This is a genomic window from Nocardioides albidus (genome assembly GCF_006335005.1).
GTDB classification, from domain to species: domain Bacteria; phylum Actinomycetota; class Actinomycetes; order Propionibacteriales; family Nocardioidaceae; genus Nocardioides; species Nocardioides albidus.
Map to the genome: position 1 here is coordinate 609,237 of NZ_VDMP01000027.1, position 19,732 is coordinate 628,968.

18 protein-coding genes are annotated in these 19,732 nt (G+C 73.1%); 15 read left to right on the forward strand and 3 right to left on the reverse strand.

The features are described 5' to 3' along the window. The first annotated feature begins 143 nt into the window (after positions 1-143). From glmM to FHP29_RS21315, 3 genes are read left to right on the forward strand one after another with little or no spacing between them, the layout of a single operon-like run. On the forward strand, positions 144-1,499 hold the full coding sequence (glmM, locus tag FHP29_RS21305; protein WP_139624854.1) for a phosphoglucosamine mutase: 1,356 nt from the start codon (positions 144-146) through the stop codon (positions 1,497-1,499). 43 nt (positions 1,500-1,542) lie between these two features. Continuing rightward, positions 1,543-2,442: an ABC transporter ATP-binding protein gene (locus FHP29_RS21310; RefSeq protein WP_139624855.1), complete on the forward strand. Its 900-nt coding sequence runs from the start codon at positions 1,543-1,545 to the stop codon at positions 2,440-2,442. Continuing rightward, positions 2,439-3,242: an ABC transporter permease subunit gene (locus tag FHP29_RS21315; protein WP_139624856.1), complete on the forward strand. Its 804-nt coding sequence runs from the start codon at positions 2,439-2,441 to the stop codon at positions 3,240-3,242. Before FHP29_RS21310 ends, FHP29_RS21315 begins: the two co-directional genes overlap by 4 nt. 42 nt (positions 3,243-3,284) lie before the next feature. Here the strand turns inward: FHP29_RS21315 and coaA are convergent, their stop codons facing one another. Then, a complete protein-coding gene (gene coaA / locus FHP29_RS21320; protein WP_139624857.1) occupies positions 3,285-4,280 on the reverse strand; it encodes a type I pantothenate kinase in 996 nt (331 codons plus the stop codon). A 95-nt stretch (positions 4,281-4,375) separates the two neighbouring features. On the opposite strand from coaA, the gene glmS reads away from it, so the two are divergent. From glmS to tsaD, 11 genes are all read left to right on the forward strand, one after another. After that, entirely contained in the window at positions 4,376-6,220 is a 1,845-nt protein-coding gene (glmS, locus tag FHP29_RS21325) for a glutamine--fructose-6-phosphate transaminase (isomerizing) (RefSeq protein ID WP_139624858.1), read from the forward strand. A 13-nt stretch (positions 6,221-6,233) separates the two neighbouring features. Continuing rightward, the gene (locus FHP29_RS21330; RefSeq protein WP_139624859.1) at positions 6,234-6,587 is read left to right on the forward strand and encodes a holo-ACP synthase; all 354 of its coding nucleotides are present in this window, start codon (positions 6,234-6,236) and stop codon (positions 6,585-6,587) included. A 7-nt stretch (positions 6,588-6,594) separates the two neighbouring features. Further along, a complete protein-coding gene (locus FHP29_RS21335; RefSeq protein WP_139624860.1) occupies positions 6,595-8,031 on the forward strand; it encodes an NAD(P)H-hydrate dehydratase in 1,437 nt (478 codons plus the stop codon). A 4-nt stretch (positions 8,032-8,035) separates the two neighbouring features. Beyond that, positions 8,036-9,205, forward strand: coding sequence for an alanine racemase (alr, locus tag FHP29_RS21340; RefSeq protein WP_139624861.1), 1,170 nt, complete (start codon positions 8,036-8,038; stop codon positions 9,203-9,205). Beyond that, positions 9,202-10,299, forward strand: coding sequence for an alpha/beta fold hydrolase (locus tag FHP29_RS21345; RefSeq protein WP_139624862.1), 1,098 nt, complete (start codon positions 9,202-9,204; stop codon positions 10,297-10,299). The genes alr and FHP29_RS21345 overlap by 4 nt, the downstream gene beginning before the upstream one ends. Beyond that, positions 10,296-11,249 carry a tRNA (adenosine(37)-N6)-threonylcarbamoyltransferase complex ATPase subunit type 1 TsaE gene (gene tsaE, locus FHP29_RS21350; protein WP_139624863.1) on the forward strand — a complete coding sequence of 318 codons (954 nt, stop codon included), beginning with the start codon at positions 10,296-10,298 and terminating at the stop codon, positions 11,247-11,249. Before FHP29_RS21345 ends, tsaE begins: the two co-directional genes overlap by 4 nt. A 117-nt stretch (positions 11,250-11,366) precedes the next feature. Then, positions 11,367-12,272, forward strand: a complete 906-nt coding sequence (locus FHP29_RS21355; protein ID WP_139624864.1) for a glycoside hydrolase family 16 protein — start codon at positions 11,367-11,369, stop codon at positions 12,270-12,272. A 156-nt stretch (positions 12,273-12,428) separates the two neighbouring features. After that, positions 12,429-13,565: a glycoside hydrolase family 16 protein gene (locus tag FHP29_RS21360; RefSeq protein WP_139624865.1), complete on the forward strand. Its 1,137-nt coding sequence runs from the start codon at positions 12,429-12,431 to the stop codon at positions 13,563-13,565. 41 nt (positions 13,566-13,606) lie between these two features. Further along, positions 13,607-14,230, forward strand: coding sequence for a tRNA (adenosine(37)-N6)-threonylcarbamoyltransferase complex dimerization subunit type 1 TsaB (gene tsaB / locus FHP29_RS21365; RefSeq protein ID WP_139624866.1), 624 nt, complete (start codon positions 13,607-13,609; stop codon positions 14,228-14,230). After that, positions 14,227-14,685, forward strand: coding sequence for a ribosomal protein S18-alanine N-acetyltransferase (rimI, locus tag FHP29_RS21370; protein WP_139624867.1), 459 nt, complete (start codon positions 14,227-14,229; stop codon positions 14,683-14,685). Before tsaB ends, rimI begins: the two co-directional genes overlap by 4 nt. After that, positions 14,682-15,746 carry a tRNA (adenosine(37)-N6)-threonylcarbamoyltransferase complex transferase subunit TsaD gene (tsaD, locus tag FHP29_RS21375; RefSeq protein ID WP_139624868.1) on the forward strand — a complete coding sequence of 355 codons (1,065 nt, stop codon included), beginning with the start codon at positions 14,682-14,684 and terminating at the stop codon, positions 15,744-15,746. Before rimI ends, tsaD begins: the two co-directional genes overlap by 4 nt. A gap of 65 nt (positions 15,747-15,811) precedes the next feature. Here tsaD and FHP29_RS21380 read toward each other — a convergent pair whose 3' ends face one another. After that, positions 15,812-16,987 carry a THUMP-like domain-containing protein gene (locus FHP29_RS21380; protein WP_139624869.1) on the reverse strand — a complete coding sequence of 392 codons (1,176 nt, stop codon included), beginning with the start codon at positions 16,985-16,987 and terminating at the stop codon, positions 15,812-15,814. 23 nt (positions 16,988-17,010) lie between these two features. Then, positions 17,011-19,179 (reverse strand): MMPL family transporter, encoded by a 2,169-nt coding sequence (locus FHP29_RS21385; protein ID WP_139624870.1) that lies wholly within the window; start codon positions 19,177-19,179, stop codon positions 17,011-17,013. 187 nt (positions 19,180-19,366) lie between these two features. On the opposite strand from FHP29_RS21385, the gene groES reads away from it, so the two are divergent. Further along, positions 19,367-19,660, forward strand: a complete 294-nt coding sequence (gene groES / locus FHP29_RS21390) for a co-chaperone GroES (RefSeq protein WP_139624921.1) — start codon at positions 19,367-19,369, stop codon at positions 19,658-19,660. Positions 19,661-19,732: the final 72 nt, after the last annotated feature.

Sequence of the window (19,732 nt, forward strand, 5' to 3'; positions counted from 1 at the left end):
GTCGCCTTCGTGGCTCCGCCTTGCGAGGCACTCCGGCACGCGACGCAGCCCGGATCACCACGACAGGGCCACGCACCGCTGCCGCGGTCCGTGGCCCTGTCGCCATTTCACCCGCACCATCGAGCTCCCGCAGGGGGTAGCACGTGCCACGCATCTTCGGGACCGACGGCGTCCGCGGCCTCGCGAACGACAAGCTGACCGCCGAGCTGGCGGTCGACCTGGGCAGCGCCGCGGCCCGGGTCCTGGTCGAGCACGGCGGCTACAGCCGGCCCCGCCCGCTCGCCGTCGTCGGCCGCGACACCCGGATCTCCGGCCAGTTCCTCGAGCACGCCGTGGTGGCGGGCCTCGCCTCCGCCGGCGTCGACGTGCTGCGGCTGCGGGTCCTGCCCACCCCGGGCGTCGCCTACTTCACCGACGCCCTCGGCGCGGACGTCGGTGTGGTCATCAGCGCCTCCCACAACCCGATGCCCGACAACGGCATCAAGTTCCTCGCCCGGGGCGGCGTGAAGCTCGACGACGAGCTCGAGCGGGAGATCGAGGCGCTCCTCGGCCAGGACTGGGAGCGCCCGACCGGCGCCGCCGTCGGGCGCGTGACGCCCTACGGCCCCACGGTCAAGGAGTACGTCGACCACCTGGTCCGCACCCTCGATGCGCCCGCCGGCAAGCCGCTCGCCGGACTCCGGCTGGTCCTCGACTGCGCCCACGGCGCCGCCAGCGAGGTCGGCCCCCGGGCGCTGGCCGCGGCCGGCGCCGAGGTCGTCACCATCGGCGCCTCGCCCGACGGGCTCAACATCAACGAGGGCTGCGGCTCCACGCACCTGGCCCTGCTCCAGAAGGCCGTGCTCGAGCACGGCGCCGACGCCGGCTTCGCGGTCGACGGCGACGCCGACCGGTGCCTGGCCGTCGACCACACGGGGGAGATCGTCGACGGCGACCAGATCATGGGCATCCTCGCCCTCTCGCTCCGCGAGTCCGGCGGTCTGGTCGACGACACCCTCGTCGCCACCGTGATGAGCAACCTCGGTCTGCTCCAGGCGATGGAGGCCTCCGGCGTGAAGGTCGTGCAGACCGCGGTCGGCGACCGCTACGTCCTCGACGAGATGCGCCGCGGCGGGTTCAGCCTCGGCGGGGAGCAGTCGGGCCACGTCATCATGCGCGCGCACGCGACGACCGGCGACGGCATCCTCACCGCCCTCCACGTCGCCCGGCGGATGGCCACCACCGGCCGCTCGCTGCAGGAGCTCGCCGGGGTGATGACCCGCCTCCCGCAGGTGCTCGTCAACGTCGGCGGCGTCGACCGCACCCGCACCGACGACCCCGCGCTCCTCGAGGCCGTGGCCGGTGCCGAGGCCGAGCTCGGCGCCTCCGGACGCGTGCTGCTGCGCCCCTCGGGCACCGAGCCCCTGGTCCGCGTCATGGTCGAGGCGCCCACCGCGGAGCAGGCCGACGGTGTCGCCCAGCGCCTCGCGGACGTCGTCCGCGAGCGCCTGGCGCTCTGACCCCGCCGGGAGCCCCCAGGCGGCGAACTGGCAAGGTGTCACCATGAGCGCGCCCGTCCTGGCGATCGAAGGCCTCACCAAGCAGTTCGGAGCGGTGCGAGCCGTCGACGACCTGACGTTCACCGTGCGTCCCGGCGCCGTGACGGGCTTCCTGGGCCCCAACGGAGCCGGGAAGACGACGACCCTGCGGATGCTCCTCGGCCTGACCCGGCCCACCGGGGGACGTGCTCTGGTCGGCGACCGGGAGTACGCCGCGCATCCCCGGCCCGGACGCGTCGTCGGCGCCGCGCTCGAGGCGTCGAGCTTCCATCCGGGCCGCACCGGGCTCGGTCACCTGGAGGTCTTCGCGCCCCAGGTCGGCGTGTCCCGGGCCCGGTGCCGCCAGGTGCTCGAGGCGGTCGGCCTCGATCACGCGGCGAGCCAGCGGGTGGGCCGCTACTCGCTCGGCATGCGCCAGCGGCTGGGGCTGGCGACCGCACTGCTCGCCGACCCGCCCGTGATCGTCCTCGACGAGCCGACGAACGGGCTCGACCCGGAGGGCATCGTGTGGATCCGGCGCCTGCTGCGGCAGTTCGCCGCCGAGGGGCGCACGGTGCTGGTCTCCAGCCACCTGCTGCGCGAGGTCGAGGCCAGCGTCGACGAGGTCGTCGTCATCGCCCAGGGCCGGCTCCGGCACGCCTCCTCGCTCGCCGAGCTGCGCACCCGGGCCACGCCGGCGGCGTACGTCGTCGCGCCGCGACCCGACGTCCTGGCCACCCTGGCCACCGACCGCGGCTGGACCACCACCGCCGACGGCGACGGGCTCGTCGTCGACGGCGCGACCGCGGCCGAGGTCGGTGCGGCCGCCCACACGGCCGGGATCGAGCTCCACGAGCTGGTCCGCCGCGACGTCGACCTGGAGGCGCTCTTCTTCGAGCTCACGCGGCCGGAGGCGAACCGATGACCCACCCCACGAGGGCCGCGCTGCTCGCGGAGTACCGCAAGCTCGTCAGCACCCGGATCTGGTGGCTGCTGCTCGTCGTGATGGTCGGCTACCTCGCCTTCGTCGGCGCCGCCGTCTCGGCGTCGTTCGCCTTCGTGCCCGAGGGCGTCGAGGCGCCGCTCGTCGGGGAGGACGCCGCGCGGGCGACGTACTCGCTGGTCAACGGGGTCGGCTACGTCTTCCCGCTGGTCATCGGCAGCCTCGCGATGACCACGGAGTTCCGGCACAAGACGATCACCCAGAGCCTGCTCGTCGAGCCGGACCGCACCCGGTTCCTGCTGGCCAAGCTGCTGTCCGTGGTCCCGATCGGGCTCGCGGCCGGCGTCGTCGGCCAGCTCGCCACCGTCGCCGGCGGCGCGCCGCTGCTCGCCGCGCAGGGCGACGGCGCGTTCCTCGGCGACGGCGACGTGATCGTCGGCCTGCTGCTCGGCGTGGTCGTCGTCGCCCTGTGGGCGGTCATCGGCGTCGCCGTGGGCAGCGTCCTGTCCAACCATGTGGCCGCGATCGTGGTGATCCTCGCGTTCACCCAGTTCGTCGAGCCGATCGTCCGGGTCGGCCTCGGCCAGGTCGACGCGCTGGCCGGCGCCGCCGCCTACCTGCCCGGCGGTGCCGCGGACTCGCTCATCGGTGCTTCCTTCCTCGGCGGCACCGGCACCGTCGACCTGCTGCCGCGCTGGGCGGCGGTGCTCGTGCTGCTGGGGTACGCCGCCGGGCTCGCGGTGCTCGGGAGGCTGACCACCCTGCGCCGCGACGTGGGCTGAGCTCGGATGAGCCTGGCCCGCCCTCGCGACGACGCGGGCCGGTCAGATCTTGCGCAGCCGCACGTACTTCACCGTGTGGTCGACGGACTTGCGAAGGACCAGGGTCGCCCGGGAGCGGGTGGGCAGGACGTTCTCGACCAGGTTGGGTCCGTTGATGGAGTCCCAGATCCGGCGGGCCTCGTCGACGGCGGAGGCGTGGCGGAGGGCGGCGTACCGGGCGAAGTAGGAGTTGGGGTCGCGGAAGGCGGTCTCGCGCAGGCGCAGGAAGCGGTCGACGTACCACTCGCGGATGTGGTTGGTGTTGGCGTCGACGAAGACGGAGAAGTCGAAGAAGTCCGACAGGCCCAGGCCGGTGCGGCCGTCGTCGCGGACCCGGGCGGGCTGCAGGACGTTGAGGCCCTCGACGATCACGATGTCGGGCCGCTTCACGACGACCTTCTCGTCCGGCACGACGTCGTAGACCAGATGGGAGTAGACCGGCGCCTCCACCTCGTCGATGCCGGACTTGATGTCGATGACGAACTTCAGCAGCGCCCGGCGGTCGTAGGACTCCGGGAACCCCTTGCGCTGCAGCAGGCCGCGCGACTCGAGCTCGGCGTTGGGGTAGAGGAAGCCGTCGGTGGTCACGAGCGCGACGTTCGGGTGCTCGGGCCAGCGGGCCAGCATCTGCTGCAGCACGCGCGCGGCGGTCGACTTCCCGACCGCCACCGAGCCGGCCAACCCGATCACGAACGGCGTGCGCGGGGGAGTGCGACGATGCAGGAACTGCTCCTGCTCGTGGTGCAGGCGCGTCGCGGCGTTGACCCGCAGCGAGAGCAGGCGGGAGAGCGGCAGGTAGACGTCCCGGATCTCGTCGAGGTCCAGCGAGTCGCCGATGCCGCGCAGCCGCATCACCTCGTCGCTGCCGAGGGGGCTGCCCTGCTGGTCCCACTCCGCGGCCAGCTGGGCCCAGGCCGCACGGTCCAGCTCGACGTACGGCGACGCCTCCCGTGGCGACTCGTCGCCGTGGTGGGTCTCCGCCGGGCTGCCGGTCGTCATGCGCTCGATTGTTCCAGCCGGGTCCCGAGGCCGGCCCGGCGCGTCCCTGATCCGGACGCGGCGTGCCGGACCGCCGCGTCCTAGACTGGCCGACCATGTGCGGGATCGTCGGATATGTCGGGCCACAGTCGGCCCAGGACACCGTCATCGACGGTCTCCGCAGGCTCGAGTACCGCGGCTACGACTCCGCCGGCGTCGCTGTGGTCCACGAGGGTGCGCTGAGCGTCGAGAAGCGGGCCGGCAAGCTCGCCAACCTGGAGAAGGCGCTCGGCGAGCGGCCGATGCCGGTCGCCGAGGTCGGGATCGGCCACACCCGCTGGGCCACCCACGGTCCGCCCAACGACGTCAACGCCCATCCCCACACCGGCCCCGGGCGCCGGGTGGCGCTGGTGCACAACGGCATCATCGAGAACTTCCTCGACCTGCGCGCCCGGCTCGAGGCCGACGACCACGAGCTGCTCTCCGACACCGACACCGAGATCGTCGCGCAGCTCCTCGAGCTGCAGGTGCAGTCCGGCGAGGACCTCACCACGGCGATGCAGCGGGTCTGCCAGAAGCTCGACGGCGCGTTCACGTTGGTCGCGATCGACGCCGAGGAGCCCGGGAAGGTCGTCGCCGCCCGCCGCAACTCCCCGCTGGTGGTCGGGCTGGGCGAGGGCGAGAACTTCCTCGGCTCCGACGTCGCCGCGTTCATCGAGCACACCCGCGAGGCGCTCGAGCTGGGCCAGGACCAGATCGTCGTGATGACCCGCGACGCGGTCGAGGTCACCGACTTCTGGGGCCGCGCGGTCCAGGCGCGCCGCTTCCACGTCGACTGGGACCTCTCGTCGGCCGAGAAGGACGGTCACGACTGGTTCATGCGCAAGGAGATCTTCGAGCAGCCGCGCGCCGTGGCCGACTCGCTGATCGGGCGTCGTACGCCGTCGGGGCTGCTGCAGCTGGACGAGATGCGGCTCGCCGACGAGGAGCTGCGCGACGTCGACAAGATCATCATCATCGCGTGCGGGACGTCGTTCTACGCCGGCATGGTCGCCAAGTACGCGATCGAGCACTGGACCCGCACCCCGGTCGAGGTCGAGCTCGCCTCGGAGTTCCGCTACCGCGACCCGATCATCGACTCCACCACGCTGATCGTCGCGATCAGCCAGTCCGGCGAGACCGCCGACACCCTCCAGGCGATCCGGCACGCGCGCAGCCAGCGGGCGAAGGTGCTGGCGATCTGCAACACCAACGGCTCCTCGATCCCGCGCGAGTCCGACGCCGTGATCTACACCCATGCCGGCCCCGAGATCGGCGTCGCGTCCACCAAGGGCTTCCTGACCCAGCTCGTCGCCTGCTACCTGCTGGCGCTCTACATCGCGCAGGTCAAGGGCACCCGGTTCGGCGACGAGATCGACGAGATCATGCGCCACCTCGAGGCGATGCCCGACCACATCGAGACCGTGCTCGGCACCGCCGACCAGGTCTACGGCCTCGCCGCCGACCACGCGAGCACCCGCTCCGTGCTCTTCCTCGGCCGCCACGCCGGCTACCCCGTGGCGCTCGAGGGCGCCTTGAAGCTCAAGGAGCTGGCCTACCTCCACGCCGAGGGCTTCGCCGCCGGAGAGCTCAAGCACGGCCCGATCGCGCTGATCGAGGAGGGCCTGCCCGTGCTCTGCGTGGTGCCGCCCAAGGGCCGTGACCACCTGCACGGCAAGATGCTCAGCGGCATCCAGGAGGTGCGCGCCCGCGGCGCCCGCACCATCTGCCTGGCCGAGGAGGGCGACGCCTCGATCGAGCCGTACGCCGACGTGCTGATCCGGCTGCCGAAGGTCCCGGTCCTGCTGCAGCCGCTGGTCTCGATCGTGCCGCTGCAGCTGTTCGCGTGCGAGCTGGCCACCGTGCTCGGCCACGACGTCGACCAGCCCCGCAACCTCGCCAAGTCCGTCACGGTGGAGTGACAGGAGCGACCTGGTGGCCGTGGTCGGCGTCGGCATCGACGTGTGTGAGATCGCCCGCTTCGAGGAGTCGTGCCGGCGTACCCCTGCGCTGGTGACGAAGCTGTTCACCGAGGCCGAGCGCGACCTGCACATCCGCTCGATGGCCGCGCGCTTCGCCGCGAAGGAGGCGCTCGCCAAGGCACTCGGCGCCCCGCGCGGGATGGCCTGGCACGACGCCGAGGTCGTCTCGGAGGACTCCGGCCGACCGCGCTTCGTGCTGCGCGGCACCGTCCTCGCCGAGGCCGACGCGCTCGGGGTCACCTCGGTCCACCTCTCGCTGACCCATGACGGCGGGATCGCCTCGGCCGTCGTGGTGCTGGAGTCGTGAGGCACCGATGATCCGGGCCCACGACGTCGAGCAGGTCCGCGCCGCCGAGGCCGACCTCCTCGCGCGCCTGCCGGAGGGAGCGCTCATGGCGCGCGCCGCGGCCGGCCTGGGCTACGCCGTGCTCGACCTCCTCGGCACCGCCTACGGCCGCCGGGTGCTGCTGCTCGTCGGCTCGGGCGACAACGGCGGCGATGCGCTGTACGCCGGCGCGCTGCTCGCCCGGCGCGGTGTCCAGGTGGAGGCGTGGCTGCTGTCGGAGGCAGCCCATCTCGGCGGACTCGAGGAACTCCGCCGTGCCGGCGGTCGGGTCCTCCCACCCCCGTCCATGGGGCAGGAACCGCACGTCCCGACCCCCGAATCCCGCGGTTCGGTCCCGAACCGCAACGACTTCGACCTGGTCGTGGACGGCATCGTCGGCATCGGCGGCCGCCCGGGATTGCGCCCGGAGGCGACGAAGGCACTGCAGGCGGTCGCCGGGATCCCGGTCGTGGCCGTCGACACCCCCTCGGGCGTGGACGTCGACACGGGCGAGGTCGACGGCCCCCACGTCACCGCCGACGTCACCGTCACCTTCGGGACCCACAAGCCGTGCCACCTGGTCGACCCCGCGGCGCGGGCCTGCGGTGCGGTCCACCTCGTCGACATCGGACTCGACCTGCCCGAGGCGCCGATCGAGTCTCTCCAGGCTGCCGACGTCGCCGCGCTGCTGCCGCGGCCGGCCTCCGATGCCCACAAGTACACCCGCGGCGTCGTCGGCGTCCGTGCCGGCTCGGCCGCCTATCCCGGAGCCGCGCTCCTCAGCGTGGCCGGCGCCGCGTGCGGTCTGGCGGGGATGGTGCGCTACGACGGCGACGCCGCCGCGGCCGACCGGGTCCGGGCCGCCCATCCCGAGGTGGTCGGTCCCGGTCGGGTGCAGGCGTGGGTCGTCGGGTCAGGGAGCGACGACGGCGCCGAGGACGCCGTCCGCCTCTCGGTGGCCGACGACGTGCCGCTCGTCCTCGACGCGGATGCCCTCGCCTTCGCCGAGTCGGCCCGTGGCCGCCCGGCCGTGCTGACGCCGCACGCGGGCGAGCTGGCGCGGATGCTCGGCGTGGAGCGCTCGGAGGTCGAGGCGCGATGGCTCGCGCACGCCCGCCTCGCCGCCCGCAGGTACGACGCCGTGGTGCTGCTCAAGGGCCGGCACACGGTCGTCGCGCGCCCCGACGGGCAGGTGCGGGTCACCATGACCGGCACGCCGTGGCTGGCGACCGCGGGTGCGGGCGACGTGCTCGGCGGCCTGATCGGTGCGCTGCTCGCCGCCGGCCTCGACCCCTTCGACGCGGCGTCGGTCGGCTCCTGGCTGCACGGGGCGGCAGCGACCCAGGCATCCGCCGGCGGGCCGATCGTCGCGAGCGACGTGGCTGCGGCCCTGCCCGGGCTGCTCGCCGACCTGATGGGACGATAGCCGGATGGACCGCCCGCCCCTCGGACCGGCCGAGATCGTCGTCGACCTCGCGGCGATCCGGGCCAACGCCCGGCTGCTGGGCGCGACGGCCGGCGTACCGCTCATCGCGGTGGTCAAGGCCGACGGCTACGGCCACGGGATGCTCGCCAGCGCCCGCGCGGCCCGGCAGGGCGGTGCCGACTGGCTGGCCACGGCCACCGTCGAGGAGGCGCTCGCGCTGCGCGCCGACGGGGTCGACGGGCCGCTCCTGTGCTGGATCAACGGCCCGCGGAGCGATCTCGCCGCCGCCGCCGGGGCGGGCATCGACCTGACCGCGAGCAGCGTCGCCCATCTCGAGACCATGGCCGCGGCGTTCGCCGGGCGCGAGCGGCCGGCGCGGGTGCAGCTCAAGGTCGACACCGGCCTGTCGCGCAGCGGCGCGCCGCGCGCCGACTGGGCCGACCTCTTCGCGCGCGCCCGGGCCGGCGAGGAGGCCGGCTCGTGGCGGATCACCGGTCTCTGGTCCCACTTCGCCTGCGCCGACGAGCCCGGCCATCCGGCCAACGACCGCCAGGAGCGCTGCTTCCGCGACGCGCTCGACCTCGCCGCCGAGCACGGCCTGCGCCCCGAGCTGCGCCACCTCGCCAACTCCGCGGCCACCATCCTGCGCCCCTCGTCGCGCTTCGACGCCGTGCGCTGCGGCATCGCCCTCTACGGCCTCGACCCCGCGCCCGGGGAGGCCACCGACATCGGCCTGGTGCCCGCGATGACCGTCACGGCGCCGCTGCTCATGGTCAAGGACCTCGTCCCCGGCGACGCCGTGTCCTACGGCCAACACTGGGTCGCCGAGGAGCGGACCACCGTGGGCCTGGTCCCGGTCGGGTACGGCGACGGCATCCCGCGCCACGCCACCCGGCCCGGCGCGGCCGACCGGGCCGCCACCGTCGGCGTCGCGGGCAGGCGCCGGCCCCTCCGCGGCACCGTGTGCATGGACCAGGTGGTCGTCGACCTCGGGGGCGACCGCCCGCCGGTCGGCAGCGAGGTCGTCGTCCTCGGCCCGCCCGGCGCCGGGGGGCCGACCGCCCAGGACTGGGCCGAGGCGTGCGACACCATCAACTACGAGATCGTGACCAGGATCGGGGGCCGGATGGCGCGCAGGTACGTGGATTCCGACGTCGAAGGGTCCGCGTCATGAGTCGCCGAGGACGGTTCGTCGGCTCGCTGGCGGGTGCTCTCGGCGTCGCCGCCGGCACGGTCGCCGTCGGCATCCTGCGCCAGCAGCGCGCGATCAGCAGGCGTGCGGGGGAGGAGATCGCGTTCGGCGCGCTGCGCTCGACGCCGGTCACGGTCGTGGCCGACGACGGCGTGCCGCTGCACGTCGAGGTCGACGACGTCGTGCCCCAGCCGACCGGCGGTGCGGTCGACCGGCTGCTGCGGCGCACGAAGGACGGCACGCCGCCGGTCACCGTGGTCTTCGTCCACGGCTTCTGCCTCAACCTCGACTGCTGGCACTTCCAGCGTGCGGCCTACCGCGGTCTGGTCCGCGCCGTCTACTACGACCAGCGCTCGCACGGTCGCTCCGGCAACTCCGACCGGGAGCACTCGACGATCGAGCAGCTCGCCCGCGACCTGCACCGGGTGCTGGAGGAGGTCGTGCCCGAGGGCCCGGTCGTGCTGGTGGGCCACTCGATGGGCGGCATGACCATCGTCGCGCTGGCCGAGGAGCACCCGGAGCTGATCGGCAGCCGGGTCGTCGGCGTGGGGCTGATCTCCACGACCGCCGGCGGGCTCGACCCGAGCCGGATGCTGCTCCCGATGCTGCCGGCCCGGCTCGCCGGACCGCTGGCCGGCGGGGCGGTGCGGACCCTCCATCTCGGCCACCGGGCGATCGACTCGCTGCGTCGCGCGGGCAGCGCCGTCGCGACCGTCGCCACCGACCGGTTCGCGTTCGGCACCGACGTCCCCCGGGGCTACGTCGAGTTCGTCGACGAGATGCTCGCCGCCACCCCGTTCGAGGTCGTCGCCGACTTCTTCCCGCACTTCGCTGGCCTCGACAAGTTCGACTTCGTCGAGGTCCTCTCCCGGGTGCCCACCTCGGTCATCTGCGGGACCGCCGACCGGCTCACGTCGATCGGGCACTCCCGCAAGCTGCAGTCCCGGATCCACGGCGCGCGGCTCCTCGAGTGCGACGAGGCCGGGCACATGGTGATCATGGAGCGGCACGAGCTGGTCAACGCCGAGCTCGACCAGCTGATCACCGCGGCGTCCGCACGGGCGGCCTCGCGGTGACGGTCGAGACGAGGCGCGTCGGCCCCGAGGCCGCCGCGGAGGTGCTGGCCGTGGTCCGGGCGGCGTTCGCCGACCGCCCGGTGCTCGACCCCCCGGCCGACGCCCTGGCCGAGACCGAGGAGTCGATCGCAGCCCTGCTCGCCGCGGGTGGGGGGCTGCTGGCCGTCGAGGACGGACGGCCTGTCGGCGCGCTCGTGCTCGACCCGGACGACGATGCCGTCTACCTGCGTCGCGTCAGCGTCGACCCGTCGGCCCAGGGCCACGGCCTCGCCCACGGCCTGGTCCGCGCCGCGCTGTCGGAGATCGCGCGCTCCGGTGCCCGGCGGGTCCGACTGCTCGCCCGCGAGGAGCTGCCCCGCACGATCGGCTTCTGGCGCGACCTGGGCTTCGTCGAGACGGGTCGCCACACGCCGTACGTCGAGATGGCGCGTCCCGCGCCGGTCGTCGTCGAGGTGCCCGGCGCGGAGGACATGCACGACCTGGGCCGCCGCGTGGCGGCGTACCTCACCGCGGGCGACGTGCTCGTCCTCAGCGGCGAGCTCGGGGCCGGGAAGACCACGTTCGCCCAGGGCCTCGGCGAGGGGCTGGGCGTGCGCGGGGGGATCACCTCGCCCACGTTCGTCATCGCCCGGGTGCACCCCTCCCTCGGCGACGGGCCTGAGCTGGTCCACGTCGACGCCTACCGCCTCGGCGGACGGGCCGAGCTCGACGACCTCGACCTCGACACCGACCTCGACGAGGCGGTGACGGTCGTCGAGTGGGGCACGGGCATCGCCGAGAGCCTTGCGGAGGCGCGCATGGAGGTGCGGATCAGCCGGGCGACCGCACAGCCGGACGTCGACCCCGACGCCGACCCACGGCTGGTCGAACTGGACGGGGTCGGTGCGCGGTGGCTGAGGGAGGACCTGCGCTCCCTCGGCACGCGGGGACCGGAGTCCGCTACCGCCTGACGGGCCCATCGTGCTGGTCCGGGCGTGCCATGCCGTCCGACCAGGCACGGATTCCTGCGCGCCAGTGTTTTACAATATGGTCCCCCATGTCCACGGACGAACGGAGTCGGAGGGTTCATGGGGAACATCGCAATGAAGCGCGCGCTGGCGCTGGGCGGCGCCGCGCTGGTGGTGCTGGGGCTGCAGGTCCTGGTCACCCCGCAGAGTGAGGCGTCGCCGGGCGACCGAGCGGGAAGCGTCCGGATGGCAGCGGGCACCGACCCCTGCGGACCGCGGATCAGGCGGGCCGCCGGCGGCTACTACCAGTGCTCCCTGGTCGACAACTTCGACGGCTCGACGCTCGACAGCCAGCTGTGGCACGTGATGGACGGGTCGAGCGAAGGTGAGGCGTGCACCGCGAACAGCAGCGACACGGTCGTGGTCGCCGGCGGCACCCTGCGCCTGACCGCGCGACCGGTCGCCTCGGCGGACCAGTGTCCCGTGCGCCCGGACGGCACGCGGGCGGCGTACGTCACCGGCTCGGTCAACACCTTCTGGAAGTGGAGCCAGCAGTACGGCCGCTTCGAGGCGCGGATGAAGTCGCCGGTCGCGAGTGCGGCGGGGCCGCACGAGGCCTTCTGGCTGTGGCCCGACATCCGGTACAGCACGGACGCCACGTGGCCCGCGTCCGGCGAGATCGACATCGCCGAGACCTACGCGGCCCACCCGGACCTGGCGATCCCTTTCCTGCACTACACCTCGAACGACAACGGCGGCCCGGTGCCCGGGCTCAACACCTCGTGGAGCTGCTTCGCCCAGCGTGGGCAGTGGCACACCTACGTGCTGGAGTGGACAGCGGCCAAGCTGGTGATCAAGGTCGACGGCAACACCTGTCTGACCAACACCGCCGGCGCCGCGAGCTTCCGCAAGCCCTTCATCATGGCGTTCTCCCAGCTGCTCGACGACAGCGGCGCCAACAAGATGGTCTCCGCCGCGGCGGTGCCGACGACGCTCGAGGTCGACTACGTGAAGGTCTGGCGGTGAGCTGACGGTCCGCCGATCGGTCGACGGTCCCGGGACCTCGGTCCCGGGACTCGGCTGTTTTTAGGACTAGTCATCCGGATCGTGCGGAGGTGCCGGGACGGGGGCCGCCATTCCTAGGCTCGATGGAGTCCGCACATCCTGTCCGGGGGGATCGAAGTGAAGAGCTGGAGCGCAGCGCTGGTGCTGCTCCTGTCCGTGGTGAGCTGGGGGCTCGCGGCCCCTGCTGCCGAGGCCGCGAGCGACGACAGGGCGCCGGTGCTCCACCGTCCCGGACAGGCGGGCACCTCCGTGGTCTTCACGGGTCGTGCGCGTCCCCGCGCGAAGGTCCGCCTGCAGGTCAGGTCACCCTCGGCCTGGGCGACGGTCGGCCGCGACCGCGCCTCGCGCGGCGGCCGCTTCCGGATCGTCGTCGCCACTGCCGACCGGCGACGCACCTTCCGTGCGGTCTCAGCGGGCCGGACGAGCAAGACGTACGACGTCGCGTCCACCCCGGCCGTCGCCGTGCCGGCCTCGAAGCCGGTCGGGTCGGATGCCTGCGGACCGCTCGTGACGCGTCCGGGCGGCGGAACCTACCAGTGCACGCTCGTCGACGACTTCGACGGTTCGGCCGTGGACCGCGGTCTCTGGCACGTGATGGACAAGGTGAGCGAAGGCGCGGCCTGCATGGTCGACACCCCGCAGACCGTCGCCGTGCACTCCGGCGCCCTCCACCTCACCGTGCGCCCGGCGGCGAGCGCCGACCAGTGCCCGCTGCGCCCGGACGGGACCCGCGCCGAGTTCGTCACCGGCTCGGTCAACACCTTCTGGAAGTGGAGCCAGCAGTACGGACGGTTCGAGGCGCGGATGAGGTCGCAGGCGGTGCCCTTCGCCGGACCCCAGGAGGCGTTCTGGCTGTGGCCCGACATCCGCTACAGCACCGACCTGACCTGGCCGGCGTCGGGCGAGATCGACATCGCCGAGACCTACGCCGCCCACCCGAACCTCGCGATCCCGTTCCTGCACTACACCGGGAACGACAACGGTGGCCCGGTCCCCGGCCTGAACACGGCCTGGAACTGCGCCGCCGCGCGCGGACAGTGGCACACCTACGCGCTCGAGTGGACCGCCGACCAGCTCGTCATCTCCGTCGACGGCCGGGAGTGCTTGCGCAACACGACGGGGGGCGCGAGCTTCCGCAAGCGGTTCATCATGGCCTTCTCGCAGCTGCTGACGCCCAGCGGCGCCAACCAGTTCCTCCCCGGTGACCTGTCGCCGACCACTCTCGACGTCGACTACGTCAAGGTCTGGCGCTAGGACTCGCCGTAGCCCCTCCGGCCGGCCGGTAGCCTCGGAGGGTGCTGCTCGCCTTCGACACCGCCTCATCGACGGTCACCGTCGCGCTCCACGACGGGACCGACGTGGTCGCCGCCACGAGCTCCGCGCACGGGATGAAGCACGGCGAGCAGCTCGCACCGCTCATCGAGCAGGTGCTGGCCGAGGGCGGCACCCGTCCGGCCGATCTCACGGGGATCGCGGTCGGCGTCGGACCCGGTCCGTTCACGGGGCTGCGGGTCGGCCTCGTCACCGCCCGCACGATGGCCCACGTGCTCGGCGTCCCGGTGCAGGGGGTGTGCTCGCTCGACGCGCTCGCCCTGGAGGCGGTCGAGACGGGGGCCGTGAGCGGGGCGTTCGTGGTCGCCTCGGACGCGCGGCGCAAGGAGGTCTACCTCGCGTCGTACGACGCCGACGGGACCCGCCGGGACGGGCCGGTCGTCGACAAGCCGGCGGCGCTCGCAACAGCCGGTCCGGTGGTGGGGGAGGGTGCCCGGCTCTACCCGGAGTCCTTCCCCGACGCGCGCGGCCCGCAGCGCCCGGACGCCGCGTGGCTGGCGCGCGGCGTGGTCGCCGGACGGTTCGAGATCCTGGGCTCCGAGCCCCTCTACCTCCGCCGCCCCGACGCGGTGGCGGGACCTCGATGACCACCACGACCCGTTCGGCGACGGTCGCCGACGTCGCGCCGATCGTCGCGCTCGAGGCCGACTCCTTCCCGCTCGACCCCTGGTCGGACAACCTGGTCCGCGAGGGCGTCGTCGGCTCGCTGCCGACCGTCACCTACCTCGTCGCCGAGGAGGACGGCGCGTTCGCCGGCTACGCGGTGCTCAGCGTGGTCGACGTCGACGCCGAGCTGCAGCGGATCGCGGTCCCCGAGCAGCTGCGTCGTACCGGCATCGCCACGGCCCTGCTCGCCGCCGCCCGCACGGTCGCGGCCGGCGGCGGTGCCGAGCGGCTGCTGCTCGAGGTCCGCGAGGACAACCTCGCGGCTCTGCTGTTCTACGAGCGGCACGGGTTCACCGAGCTCGGCCGCCGCCTGCGCTACTACCGCGACGGCACCGACGCACGGGTGCTGAGCTCGCCCGTCACAATGGTCCCGTGACGACCCGCGACGAACCCCTGGTCCTCGGCATCGAGACCTCGTGCGACGAGACCGGTGTCGGCATCGTCCGCGGCCACACCCTGCTCGCCGACGCCGTCGCGAGCAGCGTCGAGGAGCACGCGCGGTTCGGGGGCGTCGTCCCCGAGGTCGCCAGCCGGGCCCACCTCGAGGCCATGGTGCCGACCATCCAGCGTGCCTGCGACACCGCGGGCGTCTCGCTCACCGACGTCGACGCGATCGCCGTGACCCACGGGCCGGGCCTCGCCGGCGCGCTCCTGGTGGGCGTCGCCTCGGCCAAGGCGCTCGCGCTCTCGCTGGGCAAGCCGATCTACGGCGTCAACCACCTCGCCGCCCACGTCGCCGTCGACCAGCTCGAGCACGGACCGCTGCCCGAGCCCTGCCTCGCGCTGCTCGTCTCCGGCGGCCACTCCAGTCTGCTCAAGGTCACCGACATCACGGGGTACGACGGAGGCGTGGACCCGCTGGGCGCCACCATCGACGACGCGGCCGGCGAGGCCTTCGACAAGGTCGCCCGCCTGCTCGGCCTGCCGTTCCCCGGTGGGCCCCACATCGACCGCGTCGCGCGCGAGGGCGACCAGGTCGCGATCGACTTCCCGCGCGGGCTCACCGGCCGCCGCGACCTTGAGCGGCATCGTTTCGACTTCTCCTTCTCCGGGCTCAAGACCGCCGTCGCGCGCTGGGTCGAGGCCCGCGAGCGCTCGGGCGAGCCGGTGCCCGTGGCCGACGTCGCCGCCTCCTTCCAGGAGGCCGTGTGCGACGTGCTCGTCCGCAAGGCACTGGACGCGGCCAGCAGCGAGGGCATCGAGGATCTGATGATCGGTGGCGGCGTCGCCGCCAACTCCCGGCTCCGCGCCCTCGCCGAGGAGCGTGCCGCCCAGCTGGGCATCCGCGTCCGCGTCCCCCGTCCCGGCCTGTGCACGGACAACGGCGCGATGGTCGCCGCCCTCGGCGCGACCATGGTCGAGCGCGGCCGGACCCCCTCGCCGCTCGACCTGCCCGCCGACTCGAGCCTCCCGGTCACCGAGGTCCTGGCGGGCTGACCCCGCACGGTGCCGCGGTCGGCCCGTCGGATCGGCCCGTCGGATCGGCCCGTCGGATCGGCCCGTCAGATCGGCTCGACGAGCAGCGCGGTGCCCGCGCCGGCGACCCGGGTGAGGACGATGGTCGCCTCGGCGTCCCCGCTGAGGGCGAGCCGCTTGCGCAACGCCTCGGGGGAGATGTCGACGCCGCGCTTCTTGATGGTCAGCCGACCGACGGACCGCTCCCGCAGGGCCGCCTTGAGCTGCTTCTCCCGGTAGGGGAGCGTCTCGAGGACGCGGTAGCTGCGGGCGAAGGGTGTGCGGAAGGGCCGGTCGGCGGTCACGTAGGCGATCTTCGGGTCGACCAGCCCGCCGCCGATCCCGGCGGCGACGGCGGTGACGAGGCCCGCGCGGATCACCGCACCGTCCGGCTCGTAGAGGTAGTCGCCCACCTCGCGGACGCCCACCGCGTCGGCGCCGGGGTCGTCCTCGTCGGTGATCGTGGCCAGGCCGCCGGTGCCGATCACGGTGGCCCTCCGGGCGACGGTCGCCGTCCGTCCGGACCAGAGCGCCGCCTCCTTGACCTCGCCCTCGTCGCTGACCCATTCGGCCTCGACGCCACGGGGGACCAGCGCGTGGGGGATCCCGGGGGCGACCTTGACGCAGGCGTCGCGGGCGAGCAGTCCCTCCACCCAGGTCCACGGCGGGCTCCAGTCCTCGACGCGGAAGGTGCGTCCCGCCCCGGAGCGGCGCGCCGGGTCGGCGAAGGCCAGGTCGAAGCCGCTGTGGTCGACCGTGGTGGCGTCGGCGACCTGGACCGCGCCGGGCAGGCCGAGCGCGGCGAGGTTGGCCTCGGCGACCGCGACCCGGACGGGGTCGAGGTCGACGCCGGCGCACACCATCCCGGCCGACGCGGCGGCGAGCAGGTCGCCCCCGATCCCGCAGCCGAGATCGACCAGGGTCCGCGTGCCGAAGGCCTGTGCGCGCCCGGCGCGGTGCTGGGCCACCCGGAGGCGGGTCGCCTGCTCGAGGGCGTCGGGGGTGAAGTACATCCGCGGCGCCAGCTCGCCGAACTTCGCGGCGGCGCGGTCGCGCAGCTCGACCTGGGTGAGCGCGGTCGCCGCGCGCTCCGGCGTCGTCGTACGACGCAGCGCGGAGCCCGCGGCGAGCGGAGCCGTGCCCGCGGCGACCAGGGCGGTGGCCTCGGCGAGCAGAGTCTGGCCGTCGTCGGTCAGCAGCCACCGGAAGTCGTCGAGGTCCACGCCCCCGATCCTGTCAGGTCCGGTCAGGTCGCGGAGACGAGCTCGCTCTCCGGCTCGTCGCCGCCCGTCGCCCCGTCGCGCTTCTCGTCGCCGTGGCCGGGCCACCAGGCCGTGTGGCCGAGGAGCGAGGTCAGCGCAGGGGTGAAGAACATCGACATCACGAACGACACGATCAAGATGCCGACCGCGAGCGCGAAGCCCATCGAGACGATGAGCGTGTTGCCGCCCAGCATCAGCGAGGCGAAGGTGCCCGCCAGGATCACGCCGGCAGCGGCGATCGTCGGGCCCGCGTGGGTGACCGCCTGGCGTGCGGCGTCGTGAGGGTCGCGTCCCTCGCGCGCCTCCTCGCGGAGCCGGGCGATCATCAAGATGTTGTAGTCGGTCCCGAGCGCGGTGACGAACAGGTAGATGTAGATCGGCAGCATGAAGATCAGGCCGGCCTCGCCACCGATGTGCTGGAAGGCGATGACCGTCAGCCCGAGGGTCGCGGCGAAGCCGAGCCCGACCGCGGCCATCAGGAACCACGGCGCGACCAGGCTGCGCAGCAGCAGGGCGAGGATCAGCATGATGATCACCGCCGCGACCGGGAAGACCACCTTGTAGTCGCGCGCCATGGCCGAGGACATGTCGGCGAAGATGCCGGGCGTGCCGCCGACGTACGCCTCGGTCCCCTTCGGTGCGGCGTCGTGGGCGGCGTCGCGGATCGGCCCGGCCACGTTGTCCTGTGCGGCGTCCGAGACCGGGTCGTCGGACAGGGTCAGGTAGTACTGGTAGGCCGTGCCGTCCTTCGACGGCAGGGGCCCGGCCACCGAGTCCACGCCCTCGGCCTCGCCCAGCGCGGTCGCGAAGGCGGCGAGCTGGTCGGGAGCGACGTCGGCGCCCTCGGCGTCGACCAGGACCGGGACGGGCTCGGCCGCACCGGCCGAGAAGTGCTCGGTGAAGGTCTCCATCGCCTCGGTGGACTCGACGCCCTCGGGCAGGCTGGAGTTGAAGTCGAAGGACGGGTTGAAGCTGAGCGCGAAGATCGCCAGCACCGTCATGGCGCCACCCGACACCAGCGCGGTCAGGCCGGGGCGGCGGCCGACGGCGTTGCCGAGCTTGATGAAGGTGCCGTGCTTCGGCTCCTCCTGCCACGACTTGGACGGCCAGAACAACGCCTTGCCGAGCAGGGAGACGACAGCCGGGACCAGCGTGAGCGCCGCCAGCAGGGTGACGAACACCGCGATCGCCAGCGCCGGGCCGATCGCCCGGAAGATGCTGAGCGAGCTGAGGACGAGCGCCATGAACGCGACGATCACCGCACCGCCCGCGGAGGCGATGGCCTCGCCCGCCCGGTCGAGGCTGTGGACGACCGAGTCCTTGACCGTGGCGCCCGTGCGCAGCCGCTCGCGGTGCCGGAACAGGAAGAACAGGATGTAGTCGGTGCCGACGCCGTAGAGGACGACGATCAGGATCTGCTGCACCGAGGAGTCGGCCTTGAGGTCGAAGACGTCGTTGGCCCAGGCGATGGCGCCCGTGGCGATCGAGGAGACCAGGCCGACGACGACGATCGGCAGCAGGCAGATCAGCACGCTGCGGAAGATCAGGGCGAGCAGACCGACGATGAGCACGACGGTCGCGATGCCGACGATGAGGAGCGTGTCGGCGCTGGACTCCTGGGAGTCGAGTCCCTGGGGGACCGCGCCGGTGGCGCGGATCTCGAGCCCGGACCCGGCGACCAGCTTCTCGATGTCCTTGCGCAGCGCCTTGGCGTCGTCCATCGCCTGGGTGTCGTAGCCCGTGGCGCCGTCGGCGAGCGGGATGACGGCGAACATCACCGTGCCGTCCTCGGACAGGTTGGGCTTGCCCGACTCGTCCTGGGCGACGACGAGCGGCTGGAACGTCTTCGGGCCGAGCTCGGGACCGAGCCTCGAGCCGATCGCCGTGACCTTCTCGGCGTCGTCGCCGGTCAGCTCCTCGCCGTCCTTGCGCTCGATCACGAGGATCGCGCCGGGCGAGAAGGCGTCGGAGAACTTCTCGGACTGGAGGGTCAGCGCCTTGATCGACTCGTAGTGGTCGGGGAGGAACTCGGAGTTGTCCTGCGTGGACTGCAGCGTGGGCGCGGTCGCCCCGACGACCACCGCCACCAGGATCCAGGCGGCGATGACGTACCAGCGGAATCGGGTCACGAAGCGACCGAGAGCGGCGAACATGCCGGGAACGCTATCGGCGGCCGGGGGGCCGTGGTCAACCGACTTTGGTAGGACGTCACCAGCACCACTGGAGGGGTGCCACTGGCACTCCCTTGCGGAGAGTGCTAGTTTCGTCGTTGGCACTCTCGCCGCGAGTGTGCCAATGCAGGACACACAGACACAGTCTTAGAAAGTGGAGGTCGACATCGTGTCGGTCAACATCAAGCCGCTCGAGGACCGGATCGTCGTCAAGCCCCTCGAGGCCGAGCAGACCACCGCCTCTGGTCTGGTCATCCCCGACACGGCCAAGGAGAAGCCCCAGGAGGGCGAGGTCCTGGCCATCGGCCCTGGTCGCATCGACGACAACGGCAACCGCGTCCCGCTCGACGTCGCCGTCGGCGACAAGGTCATCTACAGCAAGTACGGCGGCACCGAGGTCAAGTACTCGGGCGAGGAGTACCTCATCCTCTCCGCCCGCGACGTCCTCGCCGTCGTTTCCTGATTTTCTTCTCGAGTCGTGCAGGTGGGAGTGGCCCTCGGGCCGCCCCCACCGGCACGACTCGAACACGTTGAG

Bases quoted from the DNA above. Each gene is read 5' to 3' on its own strand.
- FHP29_RS21310 (WP_139624855.1), top strand. From the start codon at position 1,543: ATGAGCGCGCCCGTCCTGGCGATCGAAGGCCTCACCAAGCAGTTCGGA.
- FHP29_RS21315 (WP_139624856.1), top strand. From the start codon at position 2,439: ATGACCCACCCCACGAGGGCCGCGCTGCTCGCGGAGTACCGCAAGCTC.
- coaA (WP_139624857.1), bottom strand. From the start codon at position 4,280: ATGACGACCGGCAGCCCGGCGGAGACCCACCACGGCGACGAGTCGCCA.
- glmS (WP_139624858.1), top strand. From the start codon at position 4,376: ATGTGCGGGATCGTCGGATATGTCGGGCCACAGTCGGCCCAGGACACC.
- FHP29_RS21335 (WP_139624860.1), top strand. From the start codon at position 6,595: ATGATCCGGGCCCACGACGTCGAGCAGGTCCGCGCCGCCGAGGCCGAC.
- alr (WP_139624861.1), top strand. From the start codon at position 8,036: ATGGACCGCCCGCCCCTCGGACCGGCCGAGATCGTCGTCGACCTCGCG.
- FHP29_RS21345 (WP_139624862.1), top strand. From the start codon at position 9,202: ATGAGTCGCCGAGGACGGTTCGTCGGCTCGCTGGCGGGTGCTCTCGGC.
- FHP29_RS21355 (WP_139624864.1), top strand. From the start codon at position 11,367: ATGGGGAACATCGCAATGAAGCGCGCGCTGGCGCTGGGCGGCGCCGCG.
- rimI (WP_139624867.1), top strand. From the start codon at position 14,227: ATGACCACCACGACCCGTTCGGCGACGGTCGCCGACGTCGCGCCGATC.
- FHP29_RS21385 (WP_139624870.1), bottom strand. From the start codon at position 19,179: ATGTTCGCCGCTCTCGGTCGCTTCGTGACCCGATTCCGCTGGTACGTC.